Annotated in this window: 18 protein-coding genes; 5 read left to right on the top strand and 13 right to left on the bottom strand. The window is 32.8% G+C overall.

The genetic code is table 11. From position 1 onward, the window contains the following. The first annotated feature begins 69 nt into the window (after window positions 1-69). Window positions 70-2,484: a glycoside hydrolase family 2 TIM barrel-domain containing protein gene (locus DICTH_RS08655; protein ID WP_012547909.1), complete on the top strand. Its 2,415-nt coding sequence runs from the start codon at window positions 70-72 to the stop codon at window positions 2,482-2,484. A 2-nt stretch (window positions 2,485-2,486) separates the two neighbouring features. On the opposite strand, the gene hypF is transcribed toward DICTH_RS08655, so the two are convergent. From hypF to DICTH_RS08600, 11 genes are all read right to left on the bottom strand, one after another. Next, a complete protein-coding gene (hypF, locus tag DICTH_RS08650) occupies window positions 2,487-4,715 on the bottom strand; it encodes a carbamoyltransferase HypF (protein WP_012547351.1) in 2,229 nt (742 codons plus the stop codon). Beyond that, window positions 4,712-5,134, bottom strand: a complete 423-nt coding sequence (locus DICTH_RS08645; protein WP_012547507.1) for a hydrogenase maturation protease — start codon at window positions 5,132-5,134, stop codon at window positions 4,712-4,714. The genes hypF and DICTH_RS08645 overlap by 4 nt, the downstream gene beginning before the upstream one ends. Beyond that, window positions 5,131-6,555, bottom strand: a complete 1,425-nt coding sequence (locus tag DICTH_RS08640; protein WP_012548375.1) for a Ni/Fe hydrogenase subunit alpha — start codon at window positions 6,553-6,555, stop codon at window positions 5,131-5,133. The genes DICTH_RS08645 and DICTH_RS08640 overlap by 4 nt, the downstream gene beginning before the upstream one ends. A 14-nt stretch (window positions 6,556-6,569) precedes the next feature. Continuing rightward, window positions 6,570-7,112 carry an NADH-quinone oxidoreductase subunit B family protein gene (locus tag DICTH_RS08635; RefSeq protein ID WP_012547697.1) on the bottom strand — a complete coding sequence of 181 codons (543 nt, stop codon included), beginning with the start codon at window positions 7,110-7,112 and terminating at the stop codon, window positions 6,570-6,572. A gap of 18 nt (window positions 7,113-7,130) precedes the next feature. Next, window positions 7,131-8,810 (bottom strand): 2Fe-2S iron-sulfur cluster-binding protein, encoded by a 1,680-nt coding sequence (locus DICTH_RS08630; RefSeq protein WP_012548584.1) that lies wholly within the window; start codon window positions 8,808-8,810, stop codon window positions 7,131-7,133. Between the two features lie 30 nt (window positions 8,811-8,840). Next, window positions 8,841-9,569 carry a P-loop NTPase gene (locus DICTH_RS08625; RefSeq protein ID WP_012547213.1) on the bottom strand — a complete coding sequence of 243 codons (729 nt, stop codon included), beginning with the start codon at window positions 9,567-9,569 and terminating at the stop codon, window positions 8,841-8,843. Further along, complete coding sequence (gene hypA / locus DICTH_RS08620; RefSeq protein ID WP_012547853.1) at window positions 9,566-9,964, bottom strand: hydrogenase nickel incorporation protein HypA; 399 nt, start codon at window positions 9,962-9,964, stop codon at window positions 9,566-9,568. The genes DICTH_RS08625 and hypA overlap by 4 nt, the downstream gene beginning before the upstream one ends. Before the next feature lie 104 nt (window positions 9,965-10,068). Then, window positions 10,069-10,938, bottom strand: a complete 870-nt coding sequence (locus DICTH_RS08615; protein ID WP_012547616.1) for a homocysteine S-methyltransferase family protein — start codon at window positions 10,936-10,938, stop codon at window positions 10,069-10,071. A 122-nt stretch (window positions 10,939-11,060) separates the two neighbouring features. Further along, entirely contained in the window at window positions 11,061-12,740 is a 1,680-nt protein-coding gene (locus DICTH_RS08610) for a hypothetical protein (protein ID WP_012548466.1), read from the bottom strand. Beyond that, the gene (locus tag DICTH_RS08605) at window positions 12,727-16,224 is read right to left on the bottom strand and encodes an Eco57I restriction-modification methylase domain-containing protein (protein ID WP_012548680.1); all 3,498 of its coding nucleotides are present in this window, start codon (window positions 16,222-16,224) and stop codon (window positions 12,727-12,729) included. The genes DICTH_RS08610 and DICTH_RS08605 overlap by 14 nt, the downstream gene beginning before the upstream one ends. After that, a complete protein-coding gene (locus DICTH_RS08600) occupies window positions 16,217-19,588 on the bottom strand; it encodes a helicase-related protein (protein WP_012547772.1) in 3,372 nt (1,123 codons plus the stop codon). Before DICTH_RS08600 ends, DICTH_RS08605 begins: the two co-directional genes overlap by 8 nt. A gap of 133 nt (window positions 19,589-19,721) precedes the next feature. Between DICTH_RS08600 and DICTH_RS08595 the strand changes: the two genes are divergently transcribed. After that, window positions 19,722-20,954: a glycerol-3-phosphate acyltransferase gene (locus DICTH_RS08595; protein WP_012547001.1), complete on the top strand. Its 1,233-nt coding sequence runs from the start codon at window positions 19,722-19,724 to the stop codon at window positions 20,952-20,954. 5 nt (window positions 20,955-20,959) lie between these two features. Here DICTH_RS08595 and DICTH_RS08590 read toward each other — a convergent pair whose 3' ends face one another. Continuing rightward, window positions 20,960-21,670, bottom strand: a complete 711-nt coding sequence (locus DICTH_RS08590) for a glycosyltransferase family 2 protein (protein ID WP_012548065.1) — start codon at window positions 21,668-21,670, stop codon at window positions 20,960-20,962. A 68-nt stretch (window positions 21,671-21,738) separates the two neighbouring features. Here DICTH_RS08590 and DICTH_RS08585 point away from each other — a divergent pair, with 68 nt between their 5' ends. From DICTH_RS08585 to DICTH_RS08575, 3 genes are read left to right on the top strand one after another with little or no spacing between them, the layout of a single operon-like run. Beyond that, window positions 21,739-22,188, top strand: a complete 450-nt coding sequence (locus DICTH_RS08585) for an RNA polymerase sigma factor (protein ID WP_012548540.1) — start codon at window positions 21,739-21,741, stop codon at window positions 22,186-22,188. Further along, complete coding sequence (locus tag DICTH_RS08580) at window positions 22,185-22,637, top strand: anti-sigma factor family protein (RefSeq protein ID WP_012547753.1); 453 nt, start codon at window positions 22,185-22,187, stop codon at window positions 22,635-22,637. The genes DICTH_RS08585 and DICTH_RS08580 overlap by 4 nt, the downstream gene beginning before the upstream one ends. A gap of 9 nt (window positions 22,638-22,646) precedes the next feature. Continuing rightward, window positions 22,647-23,096 (top strand): hypothetical protein, encoded by a 450-nt coding sequence (locus tag DICTH_RS08575; protein ID WP_012548086.1) that lies wholly within the window; start codon window positions 22,647-22,649, stop codon window positions 23,094-23,096. A 49-nt stretch (window positions 23,097-23,145) separates the two neighbouring features. On the opposite strand, the gene DICTH_RS08570 is transcribed toward DICTH_RS08575, so the two are convergent. Then, entirely contained in the window at window positions 23,146-24,570 is a 1,425-nt protein-coding gene (locus DICTH_RS08570; RefSeq protein ID WP_012547248.1) for a phosphomannomutase/phosphoglucomutase, read from the bottom strand. Between the last annotated feature and the right edge of the window lie 33 nt (window positions 24,571-24,603).

Below are 24,603 nucleotides of genomic sequence, written 5' to 3'. Positions count from 1 at the left end.
AAATTAATCCCTCCAGTGGAATTTTATTGATATAATTTAATGTTATCATTTTAATAGGGGGTTTGCAAAATGTTAAAGATAAATCTTGATAAAGATTGGGAATATTTAGAAGGGAATTTAGCTTTCTTGAGCCAAGTTCTCCTTAGAGATGATTGGAAAAAGGTGGATCTTCCCCACGATATAGCTATTGAGAAACCCAGAAGTAAAGATAATCCTTCGGGACCTGACGAGGGATTTACTGCTGGAGCTAATATCTTTTACAGGAAAGATTTAGTTATTGATAAAGAACTTTTGGGAAAAAATTTAATCTTAGAATTTGAAGGCATAATGGGATACTCAGAAATTTATTTAAATGGAACTCTTCTTAAAAAGCATTTTTATGGATATTCAAGCTTTTTGGTAGATATTACAAAATATGTCCACGAGGGGTTAAATACTCTGTTAGTGTATATAAATAATGTACATAAACCAAGCTCCAGATGGTATGCAGGCACTGGTATTTATAGGCATGTTTGGTTGAGGGTAGGGGGAGAGGTATTTATTAAACCTTGGGAACTTCATGTGAAGAGTGATGTCATTGATGAGAAGAAGGCTTTATTAGATATTAAGGTTGGGCTAAAAAGTGGGAAGAGAATTGGAGGTAAATTGCAATTTAGGATTTTTTCGAAAGAAGATGAATTAATAAAAGAGGATGAAGAAAATTTTGAAATAGACGAAGAAGAAAAGGTCATCTCAAAAATATTAGAGATTTACAATTATAGGTTGTGGGATATTGAAGATCCGTATCTATATAAGCTGGAGGTAAAAGTTTTAGTAGATGGGGAAGAGTCCGATGTTGATTCTACTTACTTTGGTATAAGAAAGATTGAGATTATACCTAAGGTTGGTTTTAAGTTGAATGGTAGGGTTATTAAACTCAAAGGTGGATGTATACATCACGATAATGGAATTCTTGGTAGTGCAAGCTATGATAGGGCTGAAGAGAGAAAAGTTGAAATCTTAAAACAGAATGGTTTTAATGCCATAAGGACTGCTCATAATCCCTTTTCTCCATCCTTTCTTGATGCCTGTGATAGATTGGGTATGTTGGTAATGGAAGAGTTTTTTGATGTATGGACTATGGGGAAAAGGGCCTATGATTATCATCTATTCTTTGAAAAGTATTGGGAGGAAGATATAGAAAATACTATAAAGAGGGATTTTAATCATCCCTCCATAGTTATGTGGTCTATAGGTAATGAAATAACTTGGGGATCAGGCGTAGACTGGGAGAGAGATGAGGGATATGCAAGCATTTTTGAATGGAGTGAGAGGCTTTCTAAGAAGGTTAAAGAATTAGACTCTTCAAGGTTTGTAACTTCTGCCTTTTGTGGAATTCCTTTTGAAAATATAAAGGTGGAAAATGTGGAAGAGAACGGTATTGTAATATTAGGAGTTTGGCAAGAAGGTGAAGAGGTAAGAGAGAAATGGGGAAAGATCACTGAAAAGTATTTTAAAACCCTTGATATTGCAGGATATAACTACAAAATAGATAGATATAGATATGACGCCGAGAAATATCCCAATCGTATAATTTGTGGAACCGAAACTTTTCCTTATACTTTGTATGATAATTGGAAGGAAACCTTAGAAAACTCCAATGTAATTGGAGATTTTGTTTGGACTGCAATGGATTACTTAGGTGAGGCAGGTATTGGTAGAGCATCGTTGGATGAGAATGAGGCAAGGAATTTTTTAGGGCATTTTCCTTGGTTAATTTCTAATTGTGGAGATATTGATATTTGTGGTGACAAAAAGCCTCAATCCTATTATAGAGATATTGTATGGGGATTAAGAAAAGATCCTTATATTGTAGTTCTTCCCCCTGAGATTTATGGGAGAAAGATATACTTGAAGATGTGGGGATGGGAACCTGTAGAGAGAAATTATAATTTCAAGGGTTATGAAGGTAAACCTTTAAGGGTTTACATATATTCTGATGCTGATGAAGTAGAGCTATTTTTGAATGGAAAAAGTATGGGCAGAAAGATTGCTGGAGATAGGGTGAAATACAAAGTCTTTTATGATTTAAATTATGAAGAAGGCAGACTTGAGGTTATAGCTTATAAAAATGGGGTAGAGGTAGGAAGAGATATTTTAGAGACTACAGGAGATCCTGTAGGTTTGAGATTGATTCCTGATAGAAATATAATTTCTTCTTATGAGGATCTTAGCTTTATAAAAATTGTTGCAATAGATGAGTTGGGAAGAGAGGTAACAGATGCAAAGAATAAGGTAAGGGTTAAAGTGGAAGGAGTAGGTAAATTATTAGCTTTGGGTAATGCAGATCCTGTTTCTCAGGAAAGTTTTGTAGGAAATGAGATAAGTCTTTATAAGGGAAGAGCTCTTGCAATAGTAAAAAGCCTTGGACTTTCGGGGGAGATAAAATTAAAAGTTTGGGGAGAAGGGTTAAAGGAAGAGGAAGTAATAATAAAGTGTGAATGACATTATTTGTATCCCATAATCATTTGTCCTAAGGATATTCCTCCATCATTGGTAGGGACCTTTTGGTGGGTATATACTTCAAATTTTCTTTCTTTAAGAATAGGGATTGTGGTTTCTAAAAGTAGCCTATTTTGAAAGACACCTCCTGAAAATCCAATTTTGTTTATTTTGTATTCTTCTCTAAATATTTCTGATAAGGCTATTATTATTTGGGAGACGGTGTTGTGAAATTTTCTGGCAATGTCTCTTTTATCTTTTTTATTTTTTTCTTTTATAATCTTCTCAATGCTTGGCAAAATGTCAATTTCAAGGATTTCGTTTTCAACAAGGCGAAAAGGATAATATGACTCTTCCTTGGATTCCATGGCATGCATTTCTAATTCAATGGCTGCTTGTCCTTCATAGTCAATCCTTTCTCTTATTCCAAGGAGGGCAGATACAAGGTCAAAGATTCTTCCGCAAGATGATGTGTAAAATACGTTTTCTTCTCTTTCAAGGAGTATTTTAGTTACGTTCTTTTCAAGTTCATCTATATTAGGCAGTATTTTGTCTGTATCTTCTGGAAAATTTTTAAGTATATAGGAAAGAGCAATTTTTCTTGGGTTTTCTATAGCTATATCTCCTCCTACAATGGGAAAGTATTTGAAGTGCGCAACTCTTTTTATCTCCTCTATATTTCCTACAAATACCTCTCCTCCCCATACTTTTCCATCTTCACCATAGCCTGTTCCGTCAAAGGTAAAACATATTATATCTTCGGTAATCTCTCTATCAAGAAGAAGGGAGTAAAAATGGGCTTTGTGGTGTTGGATTGCTCTTACCTCCATATATTTTTTGAATCTTTGAGCCAAATCGGTAGAGAGGTATTGAGGATGGAGATCATGCACAAGTATTTCAGGCTCGATTTTGAAAAGTCTTATATATTCTTGGATGGTCTCCTCATAGACTTCTAAGGTTTCCTTATCCTTTAAGTCTCCAATATGAGGACTCATAAAAACGTAATTTTCTTTTCCCAAAGAGAAGGTATTTTTTAGTTCTCCTCCTAAGGCAAGGGTAGGTTTTAATTTAATTGGAATCTTTACAGGGTCGGGAGCATATCCCCTTGCTCTTCTTATAATCTGAACCTCTTTATTTTCTACAAACACTACGCTATCATCTATGCGATGTTTTATTTCTCTATTGTGAAAAACAAATATATCGGCAATATTTTTTAATCTTTCCATAGCTTCCTCATTATCTTTTACTATAGGTTCGTCGGATAAATTTCCACTGGTCATAATGAGGGGTTTTTTGAAGTGATCAAAAATAAGGTGGTGGTAAGGAGCATATGGAAGCATTACTCCTAAATAATTATTTCCAGGAGCTACAAGAGGTGATATATCTTTTAGATCTTTTATCCTTAGAAGGACAATGGGAGATTGCTTTGATTTAAGAATTTTCTCTTCCTCTTCACTTACAAAGCAGTATTCTTTTATAGTCTCTATATCCTTCATCATGAGGGCAAAGGGTTTTGAAGGCCTCTTTTTTCTTTCTCTCAGTTTTCTTACCGTATCATCTTGAGTGGCGTCACAGGCAAGATGAAATCCTCCAATGCCCTTTATGGCAAGAATCTTTCCTTCATCAAGATACTCTGATATCCTTTTAAAAAGGTCTTTGGATTCTTCTCCATAGATCCAAATTTGAGGGCCACAATTATAACAGGATATGGGTTGGGCATGAAATCTTCTGGATGAAGGATCATGATATTCTTTATAACATTCCTCACACATTTCGAATATTTTCATAGTAGTTTTGTCTCTATCATAGGGAAGATCTTCTATTATGGTATATCTGGGTCCACAATTGGTGCAGTTTATAAAAGGGTAATTGTATCTTCTATCTTTAGGATCTCTCATCTCTCTTAAACAGTCTTCGCATATGGCGATATCAGGGGATATGAAATTAAAACCAATATCTTCTTTGCTTTCAAGAATTTTAAAATCTGATATCTCTTCTACTTCTATTTCTTCTTTTTCTATACCTTCAATCCTTGAGAGGGGAGGGGCTTCCTTTAAGAGTAGTTCCATAAATTTTTCCAAGTCTTTTTCTTCTCCTTGTATGAGGATTTGAACTGATCCTGTGGAATTTAAAATCCATCCCCTAAGGTTTAGACTTTTTGCAAGTCTATAAATGAAGGGTCTAAAACCTACTCCCTGTACAATTCCCCAGACTCTTAGTTTGTAAGATTTCATGAAATGCTCTCAAGAAAGCCTTTAATAAATTCTAATGCCTTTTCTAAATTTTCCTTTGCTTTATCTGATAATTCCTCTCCAAAGTCAAAGTCGTATCCTCTTATAGAGAGAAGATAAAATTCTGGTGTCTTTCCATATAATACTCTTGTCCAAGATAAGAGTTCCTCGCAGGGGGTATGGTGGGTAAGAGGAGAAAAGGTAGATTCTTCTTGTATCTTTCTAAAACTTATCTCATCGCCTTCTAAGGAAGCATCAACAAAGATTACCATATCGTAATCCTTAAGAATCTCAGCCATATCAAAACTAAGCTCCTGGACCTTCATTTTCTCCACATTATAATTTATGAGATCCAGGAGCTTTATTCCTAAGCCATCATCTCTTCTATAAGGATTTCCAAATCCTACCAGTAATATCTTCAATCTCTCTTTATAACGTCAATGATATTTCCATCTTTGTCGTATAGTTCAACAACAAGGGGCATTTTTCCTATGGCATGGGTGGAACAAGACAAGCAAGGATCATAACATCTAATAGCTCCTTCAACTCTGTTGAGCATACCTTCTTTTAGATTTTTACCATCTACAAAGGCCTTTGCTACCATTTCTACAGCTTTGCTCATGGCCCAATTGTTGTGTCCAGTAGACACTATGAGATTTACTTTCTCAATGGTGCCTTTTTCGTCTACCCAATAATGGTGAATTAATGTTCCTCTTGGAGCCTCTACTACGCCTACCCCTTCTTCATTGGTTACTTCTCCTACCTCTAATACGTTGGGGCTCATTACTTCAGGATCTTCCAAAATTTCTCTTGCTCTTTCCAGGGCATAGATGGTTTCAATAAGTCTTGCATAATGATAGTAAATAGATCCTTCTACAGGTTTACCATTGTTAATAGATTTAAACTTCTTGAATTCCTCATTGGCAAGAGGAGTGCTAATTTTGTCGGCTATGTTTAATCTTGCAAGAGGACCTACTCTATAGACTCCATTAGGATATCCTAAGGGTTTATAGTATGGGAATTTTAAGTAGGACCAATCTTCAACCTTTTCTCCAATATATCTTAGATAGTATTGGGGCTTGAATTCTTTAACAATGTTTCCATCTTTATCCATAAATCTTATTTTTCCATCATAAAGTTCAAGAGAACCATCTTCTTTTACAAGTCCCATGTATCCTGTAGGGAAGGAGGCAAATTTGTCACATAGCTCTTTATTCTTTTCTATAAAGTCTTCAGCTAATTTTATACCTTCTTTAATATATCCAATCATTTCATCAATACCACTTAAGATCTCATCCCTTGCAGAAGGAGATAGGGAAGAATTAACCCCTCCTGGTACGGCGAAGGTGGGGTGAATTCTTCTTCCTGCCACAAGTTCAATAATCCTTTGTCCAAACTTTCTTAGCTTTACTGCTTTCAATGCAAGGTCTGGATTTTGTTGAATTAGCCCTACTACATTTCTAATTTTTGGGTCTGCATCCCAACCTAAAATGAGATCTGGTCCTGCCAATTCAAAAAAGTGCATGGAATGGGACTGAATAATTTGTCCCATATGGATAAGTTCCCTTAAAAGTTTTGCAGTTCTTGGTATTTCTACTCCTATGATCTCATCGGTAGCCTTTGCAGAAGCTAAGTGATGGCTTATAGGACATATTCCGCATATTCTTTCAGTGATAACTGGCATTTCTGCAAAATATCTTCCCTCAGAGAATTTTTCAAATCCTCTAAATTGATCTACATGGAAGAATGCATTTTCTACCTTTCCTTCATCATTGAGATGGATGGTAACTCTTGCGTGTCCTTCTATTCTTGTAACTGGACTTATGGTTATCTTCTTTTCCATAGTTTTCTCACCTCTTATTCATACTTAAGAAGTTCGCCTTCTAATTTAGGAATTCTTCCCTCAAGAACTTCTTTCAAAACATAATATATAGCGTCTGCCGATGGAGGACATCCCGGAACATAAAGGTCAACTTTTATTACCTCATTTACTGCTTTGGTTTTTGGAAGATGTTTACCTATTTCTGGAGAGGTAGGTATTTTACCATCGACAGTACTTTCTGTGGTTATATAACCTCTTTCTAGAAGTTCTTCTCTTGGAATGTAGTTTCTCATGGTGGGAATTCCGCCAAAGACTGCACAATCTCCTAGGGCTACAATTATTTTACATCTTTCTCTCATCATCTTCACTTCTTCTTCATGATGGTCGGTGGCTACTGCCCCCTCGATTATTCCTATATCGGTTCCTTCATCAGGTATTTTCAAATCGGTTATAGGAGTTGCATTTATTTCCAATCCTTTATTAATTAGTTCTACTAATCTTTCGTCCATATCAAGGAAGGACATATGGCATCCAGAGCATCCCTCACACCATACAGAAGCAACTTTTATCTTTCCCATAATTTTTCACCTCATTCTTTAGAATACTTTTTCAGTTTTTCCTAATACTGTGGAAAGGAAAGATTTTAAATCTAACACATCAAAATCTGGCTTTAGAACCTTTTCCTTCTTAAGTTTTTTGCCTTCTAAATTATAGAAAGATCCTTCTCTTTCAAAGCCATTGGTTATTCCTACTATTAGGTCTGCTCTTCTTAATACCTCATCCTCGTAGGGTGTAAATACCACTACAAAGGAATTCTGTATAGGAAGATCTTTTATACCTTCTAAATTCTTTCCAAAGATGAATACATTTTCTGCTTCTACCTTTTCATGCTTGATATCATATTTTTGAAGTCCAATGGAATTAGTCTCTTTAGGAAGATGCAAGAATTTGGCGTTATTTAATGAGCTTAGGAGGTTTTTCTCCTCCTCAGTAATATCCTTATAGATAACTACTACTTCTTTTTGCTTCTTCAATATATCCATAGCTAAGTTTGGGTCTTTTATGTTGAAGACGTAATCTGCTATCTTAGCGAGGCTATTAAATTCCTTATCGATAACCATTAATTTTGCTTTTTTCCCTATAACATTTCTCTTCACTATGGATCCTACTGCTCCATATTCTCTATTTAGATCTGCATTTATAACTACATAAAATTCTTTGTTGTCAAGCTCTGATAAGTTGATGTTTGTGGGTATAGGAGAATTATTTGGATAAAGAGAATATACTTTGTCTTTAAAGATCTCCTTTATCATCTCTATCTCTTCGTTAAATAAGGATCCATCTACATAGGCCACAGCATTATTTAACTTATTCTTAAAAATTTCAATTAAATTGTCTTCATGTAATCTTCTGTAGCCAAAGTCATCCTTTAATTTTATGCCTACAACTCTATCTTTCTCATCATACAAAGATAAATACCTTCCCACTTTACAAAGGAGTCCATGGGATACATCGGAGTTCCAGTCTCCATATATCTTAACTATAAAGTTGGCTCCTTGCTTTTTATAAATCTCCATTCCACATCCTACAGGACACATATCACAGTTTGAATAAATAATTTCTGATTGTACTTCTCTTCCAAGGTAAGAAGATCTTTTATCAATAATTGCTCCTGTAGGACATACCTGGGCACATAAACCACAGGATACGCAAGATGAATTTCCAAGGGGTACATCCATATCTGCGATAATCATAGTATCTATTCCACGTTCCATCTCTCCAAGTACGAAATGTCCTGCAACTTCAGAACAGACTCTTACACATCTTCTGCAAAGCACACAGCGATTATGATCCATCATTATAAAGTCATGGGTGTTGTCTACTGGAAATCTTCTTTCATAGGTGGGAAATTCAAAATGGTCTAATCCAAACTCATAGCCTAAGTCCTGAAGTTCACATTCTCCTGTTACTTCGCAATACATACAATAATGGTTTCTTTCACTAAAGAGTAGTTGGAGTACAAGCTTTCTTGAGTTTATTACGTTAGGAGTATCGGTCTTTATGTCCATATTGGGTTCTACAGGAGTGGTGCAGGCAGTCTTTAATACTCCCCGGTCTTCTACTACACAAAGTCTACAAGATCCTTGAGGCATAAGGGGTTCATAATGGCATAGCACAGGTACATGGATTCCAAGATCCTTTAAGACTTGAAGAACTGTTTTACCAGGGGAGACTTCTACTTCATTCCCATTAACCTTAATTTTGATATTCTCCATAGTCCACCCTCTCTCTTTATTCAAAGTTTTTTATGTGAAATTAGAAACAATTTGATTAATTTCCTTATCTAAGTTTTGATTTATTAATTTTTCTGGAATACCATAATAATTTTCTATATCCTCGTAGAAGGATATGTGGCCTAAGTATTTAACGTTTAGCTCTTTGCATTTTTCTTTTACAAAGGTGCCATCTTTATTTTTCATATTTTCTACTAATCCTAAAATAGGGTAATTGCTTTCCTTTAAAAATCTTATAAGCTTTTCTACGGTTTCCATAGCAATCTTAGTGGGATTAGTTATTACGATAAATTGTAGATTTTTTATAAACTTTATAAGATCTAAAAGAACCTCTCCCATTCCTGGGGGCATGTCGATGATTAAGTAATCTAAATTATTCCATCGAGTAATTGCAAATATTTCAAGGATTGTATCGGTAAGCTCTTTTCCACGCATAATTAAGGGTTTATTTTGGGTGAAGTAGATTATGGACATAAATTCTATTCCATTTATATCTACGGGTTTTAAACCGTATTCCTCTTGGGGAGTTTTATCTTCTGCATTTAATATAAGATGGGTTGAAGGTCCATATATATCTAAGTCTAAGAGGCCTACTTTATATCCTTTTTTGTTTAAGAATAAAGAAAGTAGAGATGAAAAAGTACTTTTACCAACTCCTCCTTTTCCACTTCCTATGGCAATGATATTTTTCACATTCTCTAATCTTTTGTCTATAATTGATGTTCTTGGATCATGTATCATGTTATTTCCTCAATAAATACTCCTCTTCCTTCTTTTATTTCAAAATCTGGACTTTTACATTTTGGACATTTTATATATACATGAATGGTTTCTGGAATAAAGTGAATTGCTTCTCTTTCTTCTTCTGTAAGGCTCTCAAAACTTTCCATATAGCTCCATTCATTTCCACAGTTATTGCAGAGAAGTTTTGCAGGGAAGATCGTATATTTTATCTCAGAATTTTCTAAGATTGTGCCTTTGGAAATCTCCTTTATTGCATAATCAAACACTTCCATATCAATTTGTTGTACTTCCCCCACTTTAAGGGACAAAATCCTAACTTGGCTCAATTTTTTCTCTTGAGCCATTTTTATTGCAGAATTTACTACTGCTTCAGCAAGAGCCCACTCGTGCATTTTTTAACAATTCCCTTTTTTGATTTTATCTTAATTATAGATAAATATCAAGAAATTAGGATACTCCATGGGGTATAAAATATGGGTTTCTAAGATAGGAAAATTTATCTTTTTAGATAAAACTCTTTGAAAACTTCTATATGATTAGGGGTTGTACCACAGCACCCGCCTATAAAATTAATATTTAACTTTAGCATCTCCTCAACAAAAATTTTGAATTTGTCAGGAGTTTCAGGGTATGTTAGTTTTCCATTTTCCCATTGGGGTATGCCTGCATTAGGTTGAATAAGTACAGGAAGAGTAGTAGCCTTTCTTATTATAGGAGCAATTTTTATCATATCTTCAAAACCTCTTCCACAATTTGCTCCTACAAAATCTGCCCCATTCTCCTCTAAGGTTTTAATAGAGTACTCTACTTCATCTCCAAAAGGAGTTCTACCTCCCCTTTCTGTCCATTCAAAACTCATAGTTACTCCTACAGGAATATCAAACTTTTTAGCGGATTTAAGGGCAATAAGAGCCTCATTTAAGGAGATCATGGTTTCGATAAGAATTAAGTCTACTCCTGATTTTACGAGAATTTCTATCTGTTCTGTAAAAACCTCTTCTGCCTCTTCTTCGGAGATATCTCCATAGGGTTCAATGAGCTCTCCTAAGGGTCCTACAGAACCTGCTATGAGGACTTTCCCTTCTGAGGCTTTTTTGGCTATTTCCACTCCCTTTTCGTTTATCTCTTTGATTTTCCCATCAAGACCTGCCCTTTTAAGGCGAATTCTATTTCCTCCAAAGGTGTTGGTTTCTATCACCATAGATCCTGCTTTTATGTAATCTCTATGAACCTCTTCCACAAGAGTAGGATTTTCTAAGTTTAATACTTCAGGTGGAGTTCCAGGAGGAAGACCTCTCCTTTGGAGCTCTGTCCCCATAGCTCCATCAAAAAATAAGAATTCTGGAAGTTTAATCTTTCTGTTCATGGCATAAAGTATAGCATATTTATTGCAATTTGTTATAAAATATTTAACTCATTATGGTATGGAGATGGGTGCTATTGGAAAGAGAAGAAGGATTAAAGTTATCCTAAAAGTATGGCTAAAATTTAATCATTGAATAGGTCTTTGGATAATTCAATGTATTGGGCTAAATAATCAGATTCTTCTGGATGTTTATCAAGGATTTGTTTTATTTCTATGAGAATTTCTTTCTTTAACATGATATTATCGGACTTTTGAAGTATCTCTTTTAGTCTTTTTTGAAATATTTTATCATTGAATTTTACCTTTTGATTTCTAAGAAGTCTTTTTCTATAGAGTGCAAAGTATATAAATAGGGGTGCTGATTCTGGGATGTACTCTAAGGTATCCAACACTTTTTTGGCTTCCTTTGTGGAGAGATCGGTATAAACTAAGAAGATCTTACATAGGAAGTTTGCTATGGCTATGTATTGAGGATTATTTTTAATAAATTCAAGCATGTAAAAACAAAGCTTATAAAATTCTTTATATTCATCTTTTCTTGGTCTTTCTCCATATCCTTTAAGAAGCGATCTATTTACTGAAATTTTTAATAGGGGAAATAAGCAAAAATATTTTACTCTTTGATCTCTATATAGTAAAAGTTTTTTAGTATAATACAGAGCTTTTGAGATATAATTATCAAGAGCTAAAAAATGTACTATGTAAGCTACACCCTCAGTTACAGCAGAGATTGGGATGAAATTTCTATCTTCTTCTATTTCTTTAAATTCTTCAGGATCTGCCTGATCGGGGTCATTGATAAAAGTGTTAATGAGCCATATCAAATCATCATATTTTTTGTTTTTTCCTAACCATTCACCTAAATTTGTGACTATGGAAATACGAACATATTTGTTGTCAAATATTTTATGGGGGTCTTTTCGAGCAAATAAGATTTTTAGGTTTTTAAGAATGATTTCATTAATTCTATCATCTTTTAATTCTAATAAGTGCGATAAAAGCCCTTCTAATAATTTTAGCTCTTTTTTATTTTTTATCCTACTATTGAGAAGATTATTGGGAAATTTTTTTGTAAATAGAAGTTTTGGGGGTATATTTGTATCAATTTTAGGACTTAACAACCATATCTCATCTATATTATATATTAGTAATTTTTCAAAATTTTTGGCGAGTGCTTTAAAATAATCCTCTTCTTCAAAACCAGAATTATTAGTTATTAGTAAGATTCTTTTATTTGCCTGTATATTGTTAAACTTTTCATTTGTTTCTTCTAATTTTATACATTGTTCAATGATATCTGATGGATTAATAAATTTAGCGTCTGATGTAATAGCTAATAGTATATCTGGATCACTTTTTTCGTTATGACATACAACTTCGAAATCTCCTACATTTTTAATATGGAAATTTTGTTTATCTTGAATAATTTCTTCAATAATATTCTCTCCAATTTTTTCTATGTTCTTTTTAGTTATCTTCAAATTTGAGGAATAGTGTAAGAAGTATTTTCCTTTTATTTTATCCTTGTTTTTAGCAATTAAATTATCCAATGCTTTTTGTAATTCTGAAACATTTTTAAAAAGATTATGTTTTTTTCTTATTTCTTCTTCGTCTAAGATCCTTTTATGTTCTATAGCAAATTTATGGTTATTACTTAATGTTATTAAAAAGTCTGGAGCTTTTTTATTTCTCTCATTTAGATCAGGAAATTGTATTTTAATCTTTTTTTGAGGGAAATAAAATCTGATGAATGGTTCTATGTATTCATATTCCTTCCTTTTTTGTGGATCAAAATAGTTCATTTATATCTTCACTTTCCTTATTTTCACTTTCAATAATTTTTATCTCTTCATCGGTTAAGTTGTAGAGTTTGTAGACCAATTGGTCGATTTCTTTTTCGAGAGCTTTGACCTGGGATTGCTTTTGGTAATTTAGATCGTAATCTTTTGACTGGGCAAGGGAGAGAATTTGATCTACAAGCTTTTCTATTTGATTTACTATGGATTGATTTTGAGAAGTGATGGGAGGGATGGGGAATCGTCCTATAAATTCTCCTTTTATTTCGCCCTCGATTCCTCCTCCCATGTAAAATTTATAAAATGCAAACTTGAAAAATAGTGAATTGAAAATACCAACTAAGAAATTTATATATTCATTACTGCAAGTGATAAAGTGTGTAGTTGCCTCACAATATATACTTGGCGGGATTATTGTAAATTTAGGACTCTTTGTTACTCTTTGCCACACAATTTTTTCTTTTTCAAATTCGGGGTAATAAGCTATATTATCTTGAGTTTCAAACCATTTATTATGTGTTTTTTTTCTATGTCCTGGTTTTCCATCTTGATTTAATCTTTCTCCAAAGGATTTTAAGTATTCTTTTAGGGCTGGATAGTAGTCAATATTTAGATTTAAGGCAGGAAAAGTTCCAATAATCCACAGTCCTGCCCATTTATATCTCCATTTCTCAATATCTCTTCCCCTCAAAACTGGTTTAATTATTTCTTCTGTTCTCTTTCTCTCTTCCTCTGTTTTACAGTTGGCAAGAATTTTATTTCTTGTTTCTGTATCAATAATAAATGCCTCGTTAAATCCTGTTAAAACACCACGATAAATATTTACATTCCAAGCTTTCAGAGGTTTGCCTATATGCTCAATTTTTTCTTTTAAGGATAAGATTTTTTGGTCTGCAAGTACGAAGGTTTGGGAATTTAGTGATTTTTGAGACATAGGTTTTAAGTTTTGCTTTATATATTCTATTGCTTTTTCATGATTTTCAATTTCAGAGGGTACACTTGCTACGTAGTAAAGAATATGATCGGTTTTAGGTTTTTCTTTTCTAAAAAGTACTGTACAAGTATCAACTGTTTGGCCGAATACATGGTAACCACCAAAGTCTATAAGTTTCAAGATTGTTGTTTTCTCTTTTAGGAAATCTCTTAATTTCTCTCCATATTTTGCTCTCATCCATTTATTACTTGAGATAAAACAGTGTATTCCTCCATTTTTGAGAAGATTGTAGCTTTTTTCATAGAAATAAACATATAGGTCTGCTGTAGAGACAAAGGTTTCATATCCTTGAGATTGTAGTACGGGTTTAATTGGTCTTATATTTTCTTGCCTTACGTATGGTGGATTTCCAATTACAATATCAAATCCATCCTCAACTCCCAGCATCCATTCGGGATCAAACCAGTCTGCCGTTGCAGTTTGAGAGAAAATGTCAAAATTGGCTATTTTTTCTGCCTCTTTAGTGTTCCAGCCTTCATCGATTAATCTTTCCTTTATTTTATTTCTTAATTCTTGGGCTTTTTCCTGCAATCTTTTTTTCTCTCCCCTTGTTTTAATATTAAAGTGCTTTTTATATAAATCTTTCAATTGAGTTTTTAAGTCTTCTAACAAATAATCTCCCATGTTTATTTGTCTTGGTTTTTCCAATCCTATTAGAGTATTTGCACAGACAAATTTTGTTTCTAAGTGGGGTAGTGGCTTTACTCCATAATTTTCCTTGGATTCATCAATTTTTTGGTCAATAATAAGAGATAGGAAAAATCTTAGTTTACATATTTGGATTGCAATGGGCTGAATATCAACTCCATAAATTGAGTTTTCTATGATATAGAGTTTCCTTGCATAATCATGGTAATTTATACTTTCATCAAAATTCTCATTTACTTCTTTAAGCTTCTCTTCTCTTTCGCTTCTATCTTTAATTTTTAAGACCTTTTCTATCTCAGTAAGGGCTTTTTTGTATTGTAATTCATACCAGAGCTTGTTTTCAGGATCTATTTTATTTAGTATGTGTACAAGTTTGTGTACTATTCCCATGGGAAAGGCTCCAGATCCTACTGCTGGATCAATAACCTTTAGGTTATCTATAGCATGTAAGATTGATTCTTTTTCTTCATTGCTAAGATTTATATCTTCCTTGTAAGATAGGAGGTCTCTTAATTTTTCCTCTTCAATTTTTGTTTTTATTTTGAAGTACTCTATGAGGGATTCTTCCACCATAAAATCAACAATTTCTTTGGGAGTGTAGTAAGAGCCTGTAGCTTTTCTTGCTGTAGTTTGAGTTTCTGGGTTATATGATGCAAGGAGATTCTCGAAGATATGTCCTAAGAGCTCTGGATCCAGGGATACTTCTACGTCGATAGGAGTATTTTCATCAGTTGTGAAGTTGTAGTCTTTAAAAATATTTATTAATCCTCTTACTTTTACCCTTCTCCTTTCACCATAAAAATCTGAGAGGTCTTCTTCTCTTTCCTCTGAGAAGAAAAGAAAATCAGGAAGTTTGGCTCTTTTTTCTTCTCTTCTGGTAAAGCCATCTATGTAGTTAGAATCATCATCAAGGCATTCAAAGAGTCCACCATTTATGAAGGGAACTTTTTCAAATATCTTAATGAATTCCCTTTCAGGTATTAGGAGATATTTGTCATATCTGAAAAGGGTCTTTACTCCAAAGTTTGTTTTGTTTTCTGGAAAGCCTAAATCTTTGGCAAAGTCTCTTTCTTTTGCCTCTCGGTTTAGAGTTGCAAAGAAGAGGTTTTGAAGAATAGTGTTATAGTAATAATCTGCTTTTCCAAAATCTTTTACTATATCTTTTAGAAAATTGGGTTCAAAAATTTCTTCGGGAATAAGCTTACGTTCCTTAAGAAACCAAACAAAAATAATTCTTGTAAGAAGTCTTATGAGATTTTCTTCTTTTTTTCCTCCAGGAAACCAGGCGTGTTTTGACGCCCAGGCATACCAGTTTTGTATTTCTGTGTAAAATTCTTTTGTAAGGGGTAATGTACTGAAGGCATCGATTATATCTTCAAGAGTTTCAAATTTCACTTTATACAAAGCTTCCTTAAAGGTATGATATGGTCTTCCTTTAGCGACATAGTAGGTATATCTTTTATAATAGCTGTATTCTCTTTTGGTTCCTGAGAAGGTAGAGTAAACAAGTGAAAATCTAAAGTTTCCATTCTCATCATGAAATACAAAAATCCCAGCTTGAGTGAGAGAATCTCTTAAGATTTTCTTGGCAAGGTCGTATTGCTTCTTTTTACTGGTTCTTTCGGTAATTTCCTTTTGGGTTTTTATTGTAAATATTTTTAATTTGTTCCCATTTTTCAGATCTTTTTCTGCTACTTCATAGATCTCATCAAATATATCACCTTCATATCCATAATGTCTCTTAGAATATGTGTCAAAATTATTCTTTTGGGATAAATACTCTACAAGGTTTTCTTTAGAAAAATTTTTTATAAGGTTATCAATATACTTTTCAATTTGGTCAGGCATTTTGAGTCCCCTCTTCCATAATTCTATTTTCTATAGCAATTATAATTTCCTCTTTATGACTTTTTATATTTTCCAATACTTTATCGAGAAAGTCTTCTCCAATTAATTTTTTTAATTTTTCCAGCTCTTCTATTATTTTGTCGAGTTCTTTATTTTCTAAATCTGCAATTTGGTTAAGAGTGTATTCTGAGAGAGTCCCAAAGGATCTTATATCTTCTATGAGATTAGATATGAATTTTTCATACGGCTTTATTTTAATCCTTTTTTCTTCATCTTCTTCCTGAAGTAGAAAGTTAAGCATGTTATATGCTTTCTCTTTTATACTTTGTCCTCTTGAAGTAGAGTACTTTTTATAGGCTGTTTGATCAAGGATCAAATTGTAATTTGTCCAAAAGTTATCACTCAGAGGTAGGGCTTTTTCCTCTTTTTGGGCTATTATTTTTTCATATACTTCTTCAAAGGTTACTGATTTTGGTTGTTTTTCTTCGTAGTTTTTATAACCTACAAATAAGTCTTTTCCTTTTTTAATGAATACCAGTAATTCATTCTCTTTTCCTTTTTTAGATATTTTTACTCTTTTAGGCATATCTTTTATCTCTTCTATAATTTCAGGATAATTTTTCTCTATTAATTCAAAGTCTCTTCTTACTCTTGTAAAGAAGCTTTCTTCTTCCTCTTCGTAATAAGTATTCAATCTTTTATATAATTCAGCTGGCTGAGGCTCTTCATCAGGATCAAAAATCTTTGCATCCTCTCCCAGTACATTGTGTATCATAAACATCTTTGTTTGGGCTATTTCTCTTGATTTTACAATATCAGCACCTTGTTCAGTAGGGAAGAAATTTAATATATAGATCTCATCATAAACTTTTTTGGCTATTCTGTTTATTCTTCCTACTCTTTGAATTACTCTTACAGGATTCCAAGGGATATCATAATTTATTACAACTCCTGCTCTGTTTAGGTTAAAACCTTCAGAAAGTTTGTCAGTAGTAAGTAGAATTTTATATTTATCTTCTTGATCTTTATATTGGGCATCAAAATTTTTATAGATGTCTTCTATTGTCTTTCTGCTAAAGTTTCCATAAGCAGAGAGAAGAATATCTTTAAATTCTTTCTCTAAGATTCTTTCTAAATATTTTGCAGTATCCAGATATTCTGTGAAAATTACGACTTTTCTTCCCTCATTTATATAAGTTTTTATTTCCTCAATTAGTTTTTCGGCTTTAGGATCTTTTTCCAAAAGTTTTAAATTGTCTATTTTTTCAATTAGTCTATCAAAAAGGGTAAGATCCTTTTCTATATCTTTAATGAATTCTTCTCTGTATTCAAATTTATCTATATCATATATCTTGTAATATTTATTATTAATATTTTCTTTCTTTAGCTCCTCCTCATATTTCTTGAGTTCTTCAAGGATCTCATCGGGATCTGCTGTTACTAAATCGTCCATTAACTTTCTATCCAGTATAAATTTCCTTGTTTTCTTGACAAATTCAAGGGCCGTTTTGTGTACATCTCTAAATCTCAGAATACTTTCTCTGAAAGCTCCAAAGCTACTTTCAAATCTTTTTACAAGGAGTCTTCTCATAAAGTCATATAGGTTTCTCTGATAGATGTATAGGAATTGCTCTTCTTTTGTTAAACTTCTTTCATTCATTTCCTCCCAAAGACCTAACTGTTCAACCTTTTCGTATCTTGCAGGAAAGTAAATGGCTCCTGTGAATGTTCCTCCATCTTCTAATGGGGCGAAAGTGGTTATTACTTCATCGTAGAATTTAGATTCTTCTTGGGTAAGCTCAAAGAAGCATTCTTTGGGGTCTTTTACTTCTGGAAGTTCAATTTTTTCTCCATAGTATTTCAAATCAAGTCTGTTTCTCCTTATTACTACTGGTTCAAGGGTGGCTCTTATTTCTCGGGCAAGAAGCTTAGTAAGATTTTTTACTTTTGATAAGTCTATTTCGTTTTCTCCAAATATATCTCTGTAGTATCTTTGGGCTCTTCTTTTTCTTCTGTTATCTTTAGAATTCCAATAGTTTTTTATGTATGCAAGTTTATAGAAAATGCTTTGGTAATAATCAAACCTATTTTCTAAATCTTCATCTAATATTATTGTGGATTTTTTGGGTACAGTGAAAAGTTTTAATAGAGAGAATAGGTCAGAGGGTTCATTATTAAAAGGTGTAGCGGTAATTAGAATTACAGTTTTACCTCTACATATTTCTTTTAAGAATTGATAACTTTGGGTATTTTCATTTCTGAAACGATGAGCCTCATCTACTATTACTATTTGGATATCTTCTCTATCTTTTACAAATTCAAGGGTTTCTTCTAATTTTCCTAAGGATCTTACTTCCCAATCAAAAAGCTTGAAATCTTCAAGATATTTTTTCCAACCAGAGGTTTTATTATCATCTCCCATAAGATGAGGGGGACAAATTACTATACCTCTCTTTCCCAAGGCTTTTCCCACAAGACATGCAACAATTGTTTTTCCAAGTCCTACCACATCTGCTAATAGGGTTCCTCCATGAGATTCACAATTGGCTAAGGCTTGAGCTACTGCTTCCATCTGGTAGTTGTAAGGTTTATAGCCTTTTTCTTTTAAGAGGTCTTCAAGTTCTTTTCTTAGAATTTTGCCCTTGTGAAGTTCTAAGTAAGTTTTTAAAAGGTAGGCATAAGCCTCAAAGGGTGAGATTTCTTTTAGAAAGCTTTTGTTTTCTAAAATATAAATTGTTTTGTTTATATCCTCCTGAGAAAGCTCTATTCCTTTTTCCCATAATTCATCAAAATACTTTTCTGCTTCTTCAAAGCCATAATCTTTAACTTCTACGTTAAATTCATCTTGAGATTCTAATCCAAATTTTGTTAGGTTACTACTTCCTGTTATGAAAAGATTGGGAATTACTGATTTTATAGATTCATCCATTTTAAATAAATAAAGTTTGGCATGGTTGGGGTCTTTTGTTTTTCTTAGAACTAACTTTCCTTCTTTAAGGAGTTTTATGAAAAATTTAATCTGTTCATAGGTTTCTTTATTATCTAATTCCTCAGAATTGAAGGCAATTTTTAGTGAATTGAAAAATTTTTCTTTTAAACGGTTTTTATTGTAGATTTCGTTGATTATGGCAGTCTCATAAATTCCCCAAACTCCTTCGTCTATATCCAATCCTACGAGTATTTTAAGATGTCCTTCTTTTAACTTTCCGTTTTCGTCAAGCCTTTTTAGGGATTCATAAAGCTCTCTAACACCAGAAAAATAAAAGAAACCAACAAGAAATTTTAACTCTTCGCTTTTTTCAATGAGTTCCTGTAATCTTTTCTTTAGTGATTTTTCCCCTGAATTTGTTATAAAAGTACTCATAATTATTAAATAAATTATATCATGATCCTCTTACTGACTGAAGTAGTATTGTTTTTTTAATGTCTTTGTTTATTAACATTTTCTATGTAATTTGTTATAAAATATTTCTAATTACAATAGGGGGAATTAAAAGATGATTATTTTGGAGAACATACTAAAACTTATATTCTCAATTGGTTTGGGTTATCTTTTTGGTTCTTTTCTTCCTGGGTATTTCTTACCCTTATGGTTTAAGAAGGTAGATATAAGAAAGCTTGGAGATGGAAATCCTGGGGTATTGAATGTAAAAAGATCGGTAGGATTATTTCCAGCCATAATTACTGCTTTGTACGATGTTTCTAAAGGCTTTATTCCTATGATAATTTTGAGGTGTATTTTTAATTTTCCTGAATTTTTTGTCTATCTTGGAGGATTTTCCGCTGTTTTAGGGCATAAATTTCCCTTTTATTTGGGCTTTAAAGGTGGGAGAGGGTTTGCTACTTCTTTGAGCCTTTTTATCTTTTTATTTGTTAAACTTTTGGTTCAGAATTTCTCTTCTGTCCAAATAATACAATTTTTTGTTTTTCTCGTGATTTATTTTCTTTTATTAAATATAGCCACTCATGGGGTAGGAGATGTGTTTACTATTACTGCCTTTCCCATAATAGCTTTTTTCATGTGGCTAAATGCAAAAAGTTATGTAGGGGTTTTATTTTTGACAATTTTATCTGTGATTATTACCTATGAGGCTGTTAAAAATCTTTTAAGAGATAGGTTTAAATTTTATACGGAGAAACATACTTTTTGGAGGATTTTGGCAAGGCCTTTTGCCCTCTTATTTATACCCCTTTATATTTTCACTTCAAAGTTTGTTGTTCTTTTGATACTTGGGATTATTCTTGCAATCTTCTCTCTTCTTGACATATTGAGAATCCTGGTAAGAAGAATAGAAAATTTCTTTCAACTTGAGATAACCAAGAATTTTAAAATCTTTAGAGAGAAAGAAGTGGGAAGAGTATCCTCTATAACTAATTTTTTACTTGGAATATTTATAAGTTTTGTCCTCTTTGAGAGAGAGATTGCTTTTGCTTCTTTAGGATTTACTTCTCTTGGAGATATGATGGCAAAATGGGTTGGTATAAATTTGGGAAGGAAAAAGCTTTTTAAAAATTCTGACAAAACTTTAGAGGGTTCTCTTGGTTTTTTAAGTATGAGTTTCGTAGTATCCTTCTTTTTATGGTTTGAGGGATTACTTCCTTTATATATTGTATTGGTAGGAGCAATAGTTTCTTTTATTGTGGAGGCACTACCTAATGTGATAGACGATAATTTTAGTGTTCCTATTATCTCAGGGGTAGTAATGGAGTTTATAAAAAAGTATTTTTAAAGTTTTTACCTTAGAACTTTATATTTAATTTTCTTCTTTTTCTCGTAGGGGAGAGATGCATAATAGATCCATTGGAAAAGTTGTTTTATCCATCCATTTTTCTCAAATCTTCTAGTGGAAGAGAAGACCTTCTTGGTCTTGAAAAAGAAATATTTTGCTCTTTTTCTGCAAGCCCTTATCATCATGGTATCTTCATCAAAGGTAAGACTCTCATCAAATCTCAGATCTCTAAGAAGATCTCTTCTTATGATTTGAATAGATCTTGTGGTTTTTGTAACTCTGTTGGCAAAGTTGTAAAAGTGGTACCAAAATCTTGCTATCTTGTAGTCAGGGTAGGGAAGAAGAGAAACCATTCCACATCCTAAATTTTTATCTTCGTTTTTTCTTAAGAATTCACTTAAATCCTTTAAAAAACTTTGGCCTAAGTATGTATCTGCATCTAAAAATATTACCCATTCACTTTCTGGAGAGAGGTTTTCAATACCTACGTTTTTAGCCTTTGAGACTCCAGCCTCTTTTATAGATATGATTTTAAACCAGGGGGGAGATAATTTTTTAATTACCTCAAAGGTATTATCGGTGGATCCATTTTCTACTATGATTACTTCTAATTTATCCCTTGGGTACTCCATCTCTTTCAACGAATTGATGGTTTTATCAATATAAAGTGCTTCATTATGAGCTGGTACTACTATGGAGAAAAATACTTCCTTCATAATAATGAGATTATAAAGTAATATGAAATAAGATACAATAGCTATTTTTTATTGTATAATTTTAGAAAATGGGTGATATAGTAACTTATTTTCAGCTTTATGGGGAAGAGATATATAAATATGTAAGAAAGCTTATTGGGGATGAGGAGGGGGCAAAAGATATTCTTCAGGAGACTTTCTTAAGGGCTATGGACGTTTATATTGAAGAGAAAACAGCTAAAAATTATCTTTTTAGAATTGCTCATAATCTTGCTATGGATTATTTAAAGGAAAGGAATAGGTTTATAGATGTAGAGATAGAAGATAATAAATATTATAATCCTGAGGAATTGGTAGAGCAGAGGGATGTATGGAGGCCTTTATCTCCTTTGGAAAAGAGTATATTGATTCTTTATTATCAGGAAGGTTATTCTTATAAAGAAATAAGTGAGATATTAGATATTCCATTAAATACTTTAAAAAGTTATATTTGTAGAGCTAAAAAGAAGGTATATAATTATTTAAGGGAGCAAAAATGAATTGTCAGGACTTTAGAGAAAAAATGTTTTTATATCCTGAGGTAGATGAAGAATTTTTTACTCATCTAAGAAATTGTGATGAGTGTAGAAGAGAATTTGAAGAATTTTTGGAGATAGAGAAGAAACTTAAAGAAAAAGTTAATGAAGAAGACGAGATTGTTAGGGAGTGGGATAGAGTTTACATTAAGGTCCTTAATACTCTAAGGTATGAGAAGATAAAAAGACAAGTTTACATTTTTATACTTTTATTATTAGAGGTTTTTATTTTCTCTTTAGTTTTTATAATTGGATATAGATTGGTGAGATTTTTTATACAAAATCCTTCCTTATTTGTTCTTACTTTAAAGTCTCTCTTCCAGATTTTTTCACAGTTTAATTTTTATCTTTTTGTTATTCTTTTGCTTGTATTTATTTATCAGACCACCAAATTACATGGAAAATATAAATAAGGTGATATTTTGAAGAAAAAAAGAGATATTAAGGAAATTGAGAATTCTGTAAGAAGAATAGTGGGAAGGATGAATGTAGAAGATATTGTAAGAAAGGCTATTGAACATTATGATCCTCCAACATTAAATGGAATTGTAGCTCTTGATTTGAATACTGGAGAAATATTTAGTTATTCTTCTATAGAGGAGCCAACCTTTAATAAGAATATTGTTATCCTTTACAAGCTTTCAGTTTCAAGATTCCCTCTTGAGAGACTTTTTTCTGAGAAGGATTTAAATATTGCTAAGATGATCCTTGGAGATTTTTGGAATTTAAGTGCAAGGGATATAGCAAGGACTCTGGGAAAGGAATTTAAAGAAATTGAGGATAAAATTTTTAATATCATAATGAGGGAAGACAATCCTTCGGAAGAGATAATAGAAAATATACTTGATTATGTGAGAAAAGTTATTTCTTAGTTTTAAAGTGAGGGGGAAGATTTTTTTCTCTTCCCCCTTTAATTTTCTTCTAACATTCTTTTATTATGTTTTCAAAGATCTCTTGATATTCTTTTAATCTTTCCTCGGTGTTTGCCTCAAATCTTAATACAATTACGGGTTCAGTATTGCTTGCTCTTGCAAGAGCCCATCCATCATCAAACTCTAATCTTACACCGTCTATGGTTATGACTTTTTGAACTCTATTGGCAATTTCTGGATATTTTTCCTTTAGTTTATCAAAGAAGTTTTTTATAATCTCAAATTTCTTTTCTTCGCTACAATGTACCCTAATCTCAGGAGATGCATATACTTTTGGAAATTCTTTCAGGAAATCTGAAAATACAAAATTAGGATTTTGGAGTTTTTCTATAGCATAAAGTTCTACAAGCCTCATGGTAGCATAGATAGCATCATCATATCCAAAGAATCTATCATTGAAAAATATATGACCACTCATCTCTCCTGCAAAAAGGGCATTTTCTTCTCTTAATTTCTTTTTTATCAGGGAGTGTCCTACTGGTGAGAGTACGGGAATTCCTCCTAATTTTTCTATACCTTCAAAGAGGAATTTTGAGCATTTTACTTCTCCTATAATTTTAGCTCCAGGGTTTTCTTTTAATATTCCCTTGGCAAAGATATAGGCAAGTCTATCTCCATACACGATTTCTGCTTTTTCATCCACAACTCCAATTCTGTCTGCGTCTCCGTCATAGGCAACTCCAAAATCTGCTTTTTCTTTTATCACTGTCTCTCTTAGGGTTTTTAGAGTCTCAATCACTGTTGGGTCTGGATGGTGATTGGGAAAATTTCCATCGGGTTCTGAGAAAAGATCTATCACATTAACTCCAAGCTTTCTCAAAACATCGGGAACTACAAGTCCTCCACAACCGTTTCCAGAATCTATTACAAGCTTTATTGTACCTTGAGGGAGTCTTGTTATAGCAGAGTTTTGGAACTCTTTTATAAGAAATTCTTTGTAAGCTGAGATGATATCATAAGTTTCATAACTTCCTTCTTTTGTTGAAGTTTCATCTTTAATATTTACTGCAATCTCGTATAACTCTTGAATTAAGGGACCATATATGGTTTCTTTACCCACACAGATTTTCATGCCATTAAATTGTGGTGGGTTGTGGCTTCCAGTGATCATTATTCCTCCATCCACAGGAAGGGTAAAGAGAGAGAAGTAGAGTAGAGGAGTAGGACATAAACCTATGTCAATTACGTTTATCCCTGAGCTTCTTAATCCTTCAATTAGGCCTTCGGAAAGTTCTTTTGAAGAAATTCTAGCATCTCTTCCTACAGAGATTGTAAGGTTTTCTTTATTGATTCTTTTTCTTATAAATACTGCATAAGCCTTTCCAATTATTCTTGCCACATCTTTATTTAGATTCTTTGGAACTTCTCCTCGGATATCATACATTCTGAATATGGTTTTATCTAAGATTATCATATATTTTGCTCCCTCCTTTTCTTCAGTTTTGGT

The organism is Dictyoglomus thermophilum H-6-12 (assembly GCF_000020965.1).
Classification (GTDB): domain Bacteria; phylum Dictyoglomota; class Dictyoglomia; order Dictyoglomales; family Dictyoglomaceae; genus Dictyoglomus; species Dictyoglomus thermophilum.
This window is presented reverse-complemented; position numbering and strand designations above follow the sequence as displayed.